General features: G+C 59.4%; 3 protein-coding genes. All 3 read left to right on the forward strand.

The features are described from left to right. Nucleotides 1–1,134 precede the first annotated feature (1,134 nt). The 3 genes from WCO56_28280 to glnE all read left to right on the forward strand — a co-directional run bounded on the left by WCO56_28280 (nt 1,135) and on the right by glnE (nt 6,651). Nucleotides 1,135–2,526 (forward strand): Gfo/Idh/MocA family oxidoreductase, encoded by a 1,392-nt coding sequence (locus WCO56_28280; protein MEI7733502.1) that lies wholly within the window; start codon nt 1,135–1,137, stop codon nt 2,524–2,526. A gap of 54 nt (nt 2,527–2,580) precedes the next feature. Continuing rightward, a complete protein-coding gene (locus WCO56_28285; GenBank protein MEI7733503.1) occupies nt 2,581–3,552 on the forward strand; it encodes a glycosyltransferase in 972 nt (323 codons plus the stop codon). A gap of 144 nt (nt 3,553–3,696) precedes the next feature. Then, the gene (gene glnE / locus WCO56_28290; protein ID MEI7733504.1) at nt 3,697–6,651 is read left to right on the forward strand and encodes a bifunctional [glutamate--ammonia ligase]-adenylyl-L-tyrosine phosphorylase/[glutamate--ammonia-ligase] adenylyltransferase; all 2,955 of its coding nucleotides are present in this window, start codon (nt 3,697–3,699) and stop codon (nt 6,649–6,651) included. Nucleotides 6,652–6,753 lie beyond the last annotated feature (102 nt).

The raw sequence follows: 6,753 nt of genomic DNA on the forward strand, positions 1-6,753 counted from the left end.
CCTTTTCGCATTGACCCGAGGGGCCTTTTTAGGGATGGTCGGCACCATGAAAACCAACTGGCTACCGGAAAAACCATGAACGCGAAGGGCGTTCAAGAAAACTGTTGAGGCAAAAGCGATACGCACATGAAAATCCTACGATTACTACTCGAAACTGTCGAACTTCGAGATGCAAACAGCATACGAATCCGGGCACGGCAGCGTTTTTTTCAAGTTAGCTTGGGCATGGTGTGTGGGCTAGTATTTTGCTATCTTGATAAACCGGTAATTGGGTTGGTCTTTCTTCCAATCATGCTCATGATATTTGGTTTTGTTTTAGGATATGGTTACCTTTACGACCGGTGGCGAGTGGCACATCCGGCCGCCCCAGATCGGTGTTGGATATGGCTGTGGGCGGGCGCTATTTTATGTGGAGTGTTGTGTGCATTAATAGCTGTAAGCGGTTTTGAAGCGACTGAAAACCAACCAGAATATCCAGCGAACGGGAGCCAGCCGATTCGTTCGGCGACAAATTCACCGTCCTCAGCGACTGTTCCGCATTGACCCGAGGGGCCTTTTTAGGGATGGTCGGCACCATGAAAACCAACTGGCCACCGGAAACTATGAACGAAAAGGGCGTTCAAGAAGACTGGTAACGTACGCACACATGTCACTTGCAAAGCCACTGTTTGAACGTTTATTGGCCCTCGCGGTGCTAATTTCGGTAGCGCCGGTTCTGTTGCTGATTATCCTCATGCTCCGAGCGAATTCGGATGGACCAGTTTTCTTGACCGAAAACCTTGAGACAGCCGACGGAGGCTCGTCGAGGATCTATCGCTTTCGCACGAACGGCCAGGGCAATGCCAGGTTCCGCTCGCTAGGTCGTCTCCTTCGCACCTCTAATTTGGATGTACTCCCCGCAATTTGCTCTGTTGTCGCTGGTCACCTCAGGCTCAGGGACCTATTCAAAATCACAAACATTGGTCAGCACTGAACGCCGACATCGCAATGTGTTTCAGCACCGGACGCCACTGACGCAGCACCAGTGAGGCCGAACATTCACCATTCCCCCGCTTTCCCCTTGCCTGAACTTGCCGCTTGAAATGCGGGCGGTGGAAACGCATATTGGCGGCGTTGACGCCGAACTTTGAATTTATGAAAACCAATACTGGATTTACCCGACGGGTATTCGTGCAACGCGCCGCGGGCGCCGCCATCGCCGCCGCCGTGTTCCCCAAGATCATCCCTTCCTCCGCCCTCGGTGCGGAGGGCCAGGTGGCCCCCAGCAACCGGACGACGGTGGGCTGCATCGGCCTCGGGCCGCAAGGCACCGGGGTGATGCGCGGGTTCCTGGGGCAAAAGGACGCGCAGGTCGTGGCGCTGTGCGATTTGAAGCAGGAACAGTTGGAACAGGCGACCGGCCTGGTGAACACGGCGTATCAGAATCAGGATTGCAAGACGTATGGGGATTTCCGCGAGTTGTTGCAGCGAAAGGATATTGACGCCTGCCTGGTGGCCACGCCGGATCATTGGCATGTGCTCATCGCCATGGCCGCCGCGAAGGCGGGCAAGGATGTGTACATGGAGAAGCCGATGAGTTGTTCGCTGGCGGAAAGCCAGGCGTTGCGCGAGGCGATGCAGAAATATAAACGCGTGTTCCAGTTCGGCACGCAGCAACGGTCTGACCGGAAGTTCCGGCTGGCCTGCGAGTTGGTGCGCAATCAGTTGATCGGGGAGTTGAAGCATATCAATGTCTGGGCGCCGGGCAGTTCCGCCGGCGGTTCGAAGCTGGAGGTGCCGGTGCCCCCGACCTTGAATTATGATTTCTGGCTCGGGCCCGCCCCCTTCAAGCCGTACACGGAGGATCGCTGCGCCGCCGCCGGGGACCGGAAGACGTGGTGGTTTATTTCCGATTACACGTACGGGTTCATCACCGGCTGGGGGATTCACCCCATGGATATCGCGATGTGGGGCGGCGACACGCGGCTGGACGGCCCCGTGGAGATCGCGGGGCAGGCGCATTACTCGACCGAGGGCGTCTCGGACACCGCCACGACGTGGGATATCAATTACAAGTTCGCCAGCGGGGTGACGCTGAACTTCGCAGGGACGCCGAACCCGCAGATTCGCGGCACGCAAATCACGGAGCCCTGGCCGCATGAGGCGGAACTCAAGCAGCGGTTCGGGGCGCTGCAAAAGCACGGCACGACGTTTGAGGGAACGAATGGGTGGGTGCTGGTGGATCGCGCGAAGATCGTGACGTACCCGGAGCACCTGGCCACGGAGAAGCCGGATACGTTCAAGGTGCGGCTCAAGGAGAGTGTGAACCACGTGCGGGATTTCCTGGACAGCATCAAGAGCCGGAAGCCGACGGTGGCGCCGGTGGAGGAAGCGTTCCGTTCGGATGCGATGTGCCAGCTTGGCGACATTGCCAGCCGCCTGAAGCGCCCGCTGACGTTTGATCCCAAGCAGGAGAAGTTCATCAAGGATTCCGAAGCCAACAGCCGCCTCAAGGCGCGGACGATGCGCAAGCCGTGGAAGCTTTGAGCGATTCCATTTCCAAAGGTTGCACGGGAGCGGGAGATTCGGTAGTTTGACCGCGTGCAGCACGAACTGCCAACGGTAACCGTCATCATCCCCACCCGACCGGGTGCCGGGAAACCATTGGCATTGGACGCCGCCAAGGCGCTGGATTATCCGAAGGAGAAAGTCGAAATCCTGGTGACGCGCGGACGCCAGCCCGCCGTGCAGCGCAATCACGCCCTGCGGGCGGCGCGTGGCGACTTGGTTTATTTCCTGGATGACGACGCCCTGCCGCAACCCGCCAACCTGAAGCGTTCCCTGGAATATTTCAAACAGCCCGCCACGCAAATGGTGGGCGGGCCGAATATTTGCCCGCCGGAAGCGCCCTTGCTGGAACGAGTCTTCGCGGTGTGCCTGGCCAGCGCGCTGGCGTTTGGCCCGAGCCGTGCCCGCTACACCAGCGTGGGCCAGCCGCGTGCCACCACGGAAAAGGAATTGATCCTCTGCAACCTCATGGCTCGGCGCGAGGAAGTGCTGAAGCTGGGCGGCTTTGATGAATCGCTGTATCCGAACGAGGAAAACGCCCTGATGGACGCGCTGCAACAGCACGGCGGGAAGCTGATGTACGATCCGGAATTCATTGCGCTCCGCCGCCCGCGCCCCACGCTGAAGGCCTTCCTGCGGATGCTGTTCAATTATGGCCGGGGCCGCGCCGAACAGTTCCGGCTGCATCCCACGCCGGGTTCCATTCTGAATTTCGTGCCGCCATTGTTTTGTTTGTATCTGGCGGCCTTGCTGGCGCTGGCCATAAGCGCGCCAGCCTGGCTGCCTTGGGCCGCCTTGCCGCTGGGTTTGTACGGACTGGCGTTGCTTGGGCAAACTGTGGTTTCCGCGAAATCCATGGGGTCCGGACGCAGCCTGCTGGCCATACCGTTCCTGGTGGCCACCCACGTGTTTTACGGCTTCGGATTCTGGCGCGGGCTGTTCACCGGACTCAAGCCCGCCACGGTGGAGAACATCGGTCCGGTGGAAGTGGAACGCGTCCAGTGAGTGCATTACACCCTCACCAAGTAGCCGTCGAGGTAAGGAGACGGATTCCCGAGATTGCGAAATTATCCGTCTCCTTACCTCGACGGCTACGCAAGTGGGTGAGCGCGGGCCATTCCCCGAGCCACTGAATCATTGTCACTAGCCATGCGCAACACCCACTGGGCAAAGGCCGTCAAGCAGTCTCCCGATCCGGAGCGGGCGAAACATTGGCTGGAAGTGCTGTTGCCCACCAGCGCCGGGCCATGGCTGGCCAAAGCCGGGGAAGAGCAATGCCGCATCCTCGCGGCATTGTTTAGCGGCTCGCAAGCGGCGTGTGAAGCGCTGCAACATCATCCGGAGTGGTTCACCGAGGCGCTTGCGGTTGAGCTGCTGGCCCACCCCTGCCGGGAACGAGCCATGCGCCGCGAAGTGGATGCCTGGCTGGAACCGTTGCTGGCCGGACACGATTATGCACAGGCCTTGGAACGCATTCGCGGCTTTAAACAGCGGGAGATGATCCGCATTGCGGCCCGCGATCTGGCGCGCCTCTCGCACACCCTGGAGATCACCCGTGAACTATCCGATGTGGCGGACGTGTGCCTGGGTGCGGTATGCCGTGTTTGCCACCGGCAACTCAGCGAGCGCCTCGGGCAGCCATTTCATCGCCCCGCCGAAGAAGGCCCCTGGCAGCCGACCGCGTTCTGTGTGCTGGGACTCGGCAAACTGGGCGGTCAGGAGTTGAATTACAGCTCGGATGTGGATGTCATCTTCGTCTATGAGGAAGAGGGCAGCCTGTTCAAAACCCCGCCGGAAAAGAATGCCAAGGAAAGCAAGGGGCTGACCAGCCACCAGTTTTTCATCCGGCTGGCTGAATCGTTTGCCGCCGAAGTGGGGCGCACCACGGCAGTGGGACAACTCTACCGGATTGATTTGCGATTGCGCCCGGAGGGCAAGGCCGGGCCGCTCGCCCGTTCCCTGGAGAGCTACGAGAACTTCTACGCGCAGTGGGGACAAACCTGGGAGCGCATGATGCTCATCAAGGCGCGGTGTGTCGCCGGGGATTCCGGTCTGGCATTCGAGTTTGGCGAGATGGCCCAATCGTTCCGCTACCCGCGTTCCATCAGCCCGCGATTCCTGGATGAAATGGCGGCCATGAAGCAGCGCATTGAAGACGAAGTGGTGCGCGAGGGGGAATTGGATCGGAACGTGAAGCTGGGCCGCGGCGGCATCCGCGAAATCGAATTCATCGCACAGATGAATCAGTTGCTGCACGCCGGACGCCAACCGTTCCTGCAAGGTTCTCAAACCCTGCCCACGCTTTCCCAAATGGTCCAATACCATCTGTTGCCGGAACGGGACGCCCGCGATCTTTCGGAGGCATATACCTTTCTGCGCGATGTCGAGCATCGGTTGCAGATGGACCAGAACCGGCAGACGCACAGCATCCCGGCGGATCCGGAAAAGCAACTGCGGCTCGCCCGGTTGATGGGTTTCAAAACCTTGCGCCAATTCAATGAAACGCTGCGGCGACACACGAACCGGGTTCGCGAGCTGTATGACCGGCAATTTGCCGCCGCCCATGCCGGATCACCGTTGCCTGAAACCCATCTGCCACCCAGCTTTGAGGGTTCCGAACCAGCTTGGCAGGAACTCCTGACCCAGTGCTGTTTCCGCGAGCCGGATACGGCGTTTAAGCGCATCACGGAATTCATTCGCGGGCCGGGTTACATCCACGTCTCGACGCGCACCGAAGAACTGGGGCGCGGCCTCCTGCCACGCCTCTTCAAATTATGCCCGCGCAAGGATGCGCAAGGCCGCATCCTCAACCTGGAACCGAATACCTTGTCCGATCCGGATCGCGTGTTGGCGCGCCTGGACAGTTTCATTGCAGCGTACGGATCGCGAGCGACGCTGTTCGAGCTATGGACCCACAATGCCTCTCTATTCGACTTGCTGGTATTGCTGTTCGATCGGTCGGAATTTCTCGCGGAAACCGCCATTCGCACGCCTGATATGGTGGACGACCTGATGATCAGCGGCCACCTGCGCCGCAGCAAAACCGCCGCGCAAACCCTGGAAGATTTGCGGCATGGCCGGGGAGACAAGGATCAACACGTGTGGCTGCGCCGGTATCATGAGGTCGAATTCATGCGCATCGGTTTGCGTGACATCCTCGGACTGGCGGACTTCGAGCATAATCTGGCGGAACTATCGGCACTTGCCGAAGCCTGCTTGCAATACGCCCTCGAAGCCGTGCTTGTGCGGCACAGATTGAAGCAGGCACCGTTTGCCATCATCGGTCTGGGAAAACTGGGCGGCAATGAATTGACCTACGGTTCCGATCTGGATGTGGTGTTCGTGGCACCCGCCAAAACTAAAAACCTGCAATCGGCGCAGAAACTGGCCGCCGAAGTGCTGGATTTGTTATCCAAACAAACCGAACACGGCATCGTATTCCGCACCGACGCACGGCTGCGGCCAGACGGAGAAAAAGGGTTATTGGTCAACACCCTCCCCGCGTATGAAGCGTATTACCGCCGCCGCGCCCAACTGTGGGAAATCCAGTCGCTTACCCGCGCGCGTCCCGTCGCCGGCGATCCGCAAACCGGACAAAGCTTTTTTACCTTGGCCAAGGTGTTAACCCACTTCAGCCAGCCGAGCTTGCCGCTGGCCGCCTTCACGCCGCAATGGAAGACGGCGATTGCAAAAATGCGTTTGCGCATTGAAAAAGAGCGCACTCCCGCCGGCAAAGACGCGCTGGCCATTAAAACCGGCGGCGGCGGCCTGATGGATGCCGAGTTCATCGCCCAGACGCTGAGTTTGGAACACGGATTCCAGCAGGCCAACACGCTTACCGCGCTCGAACTCGTCCGTACCCAGGGATTACTGCCGCGCGAAGCGGCCACCCAACTGATCGAAAACTACTGCAAATTACGCCGGGTGGAAGGCATTTTGCGTCGTTGGAGCTACGAGGGGGAAACCGAACTTCCTGATGATCCCGCGCCATACTACCGCGTCTCCGTCCGTTGCGGCTTTGCCACCCCGGATGAATTCCGTCAGGCCATCGCCACCTATCGCCAGCGGATCCGTTCCGTGTATCGCCAAGTGTTCCCGGAATAGATCGACACCGCTGGTGGCCATTAACCACCGAGTACACGGCAGGCGGCGCTTAGTGCTTATCCGCAAATAAAAGTTGCCTTTTTCGCCGTGCTCTGTCAATTT

The organism is Verrucomicrobiota bacterium (genome assembly GCA_037139415.1).
Classification (GTDB): domain Bacteria; phylum Verrucomicrobiota; class Verrucomicrobiia; order Limisphaerales; family Fontisphaeraceae; genus JBAXGN01.

Coding starts and splice junctions, on each gene's coding strand:
- WCO56_28280 (MEI7733502.1), top strand. CDS start 1,135: ATGAAAACCAATACTGGATTTACCCGACGGGTATTCGTGCAACGCGCC.
- glnE (MEI7733504.1), top strand. CDS start 3,697: ATGCGCAACACCCACTGGGCAAAGGCCGTCAAGCAGTCTCCCGATCCG.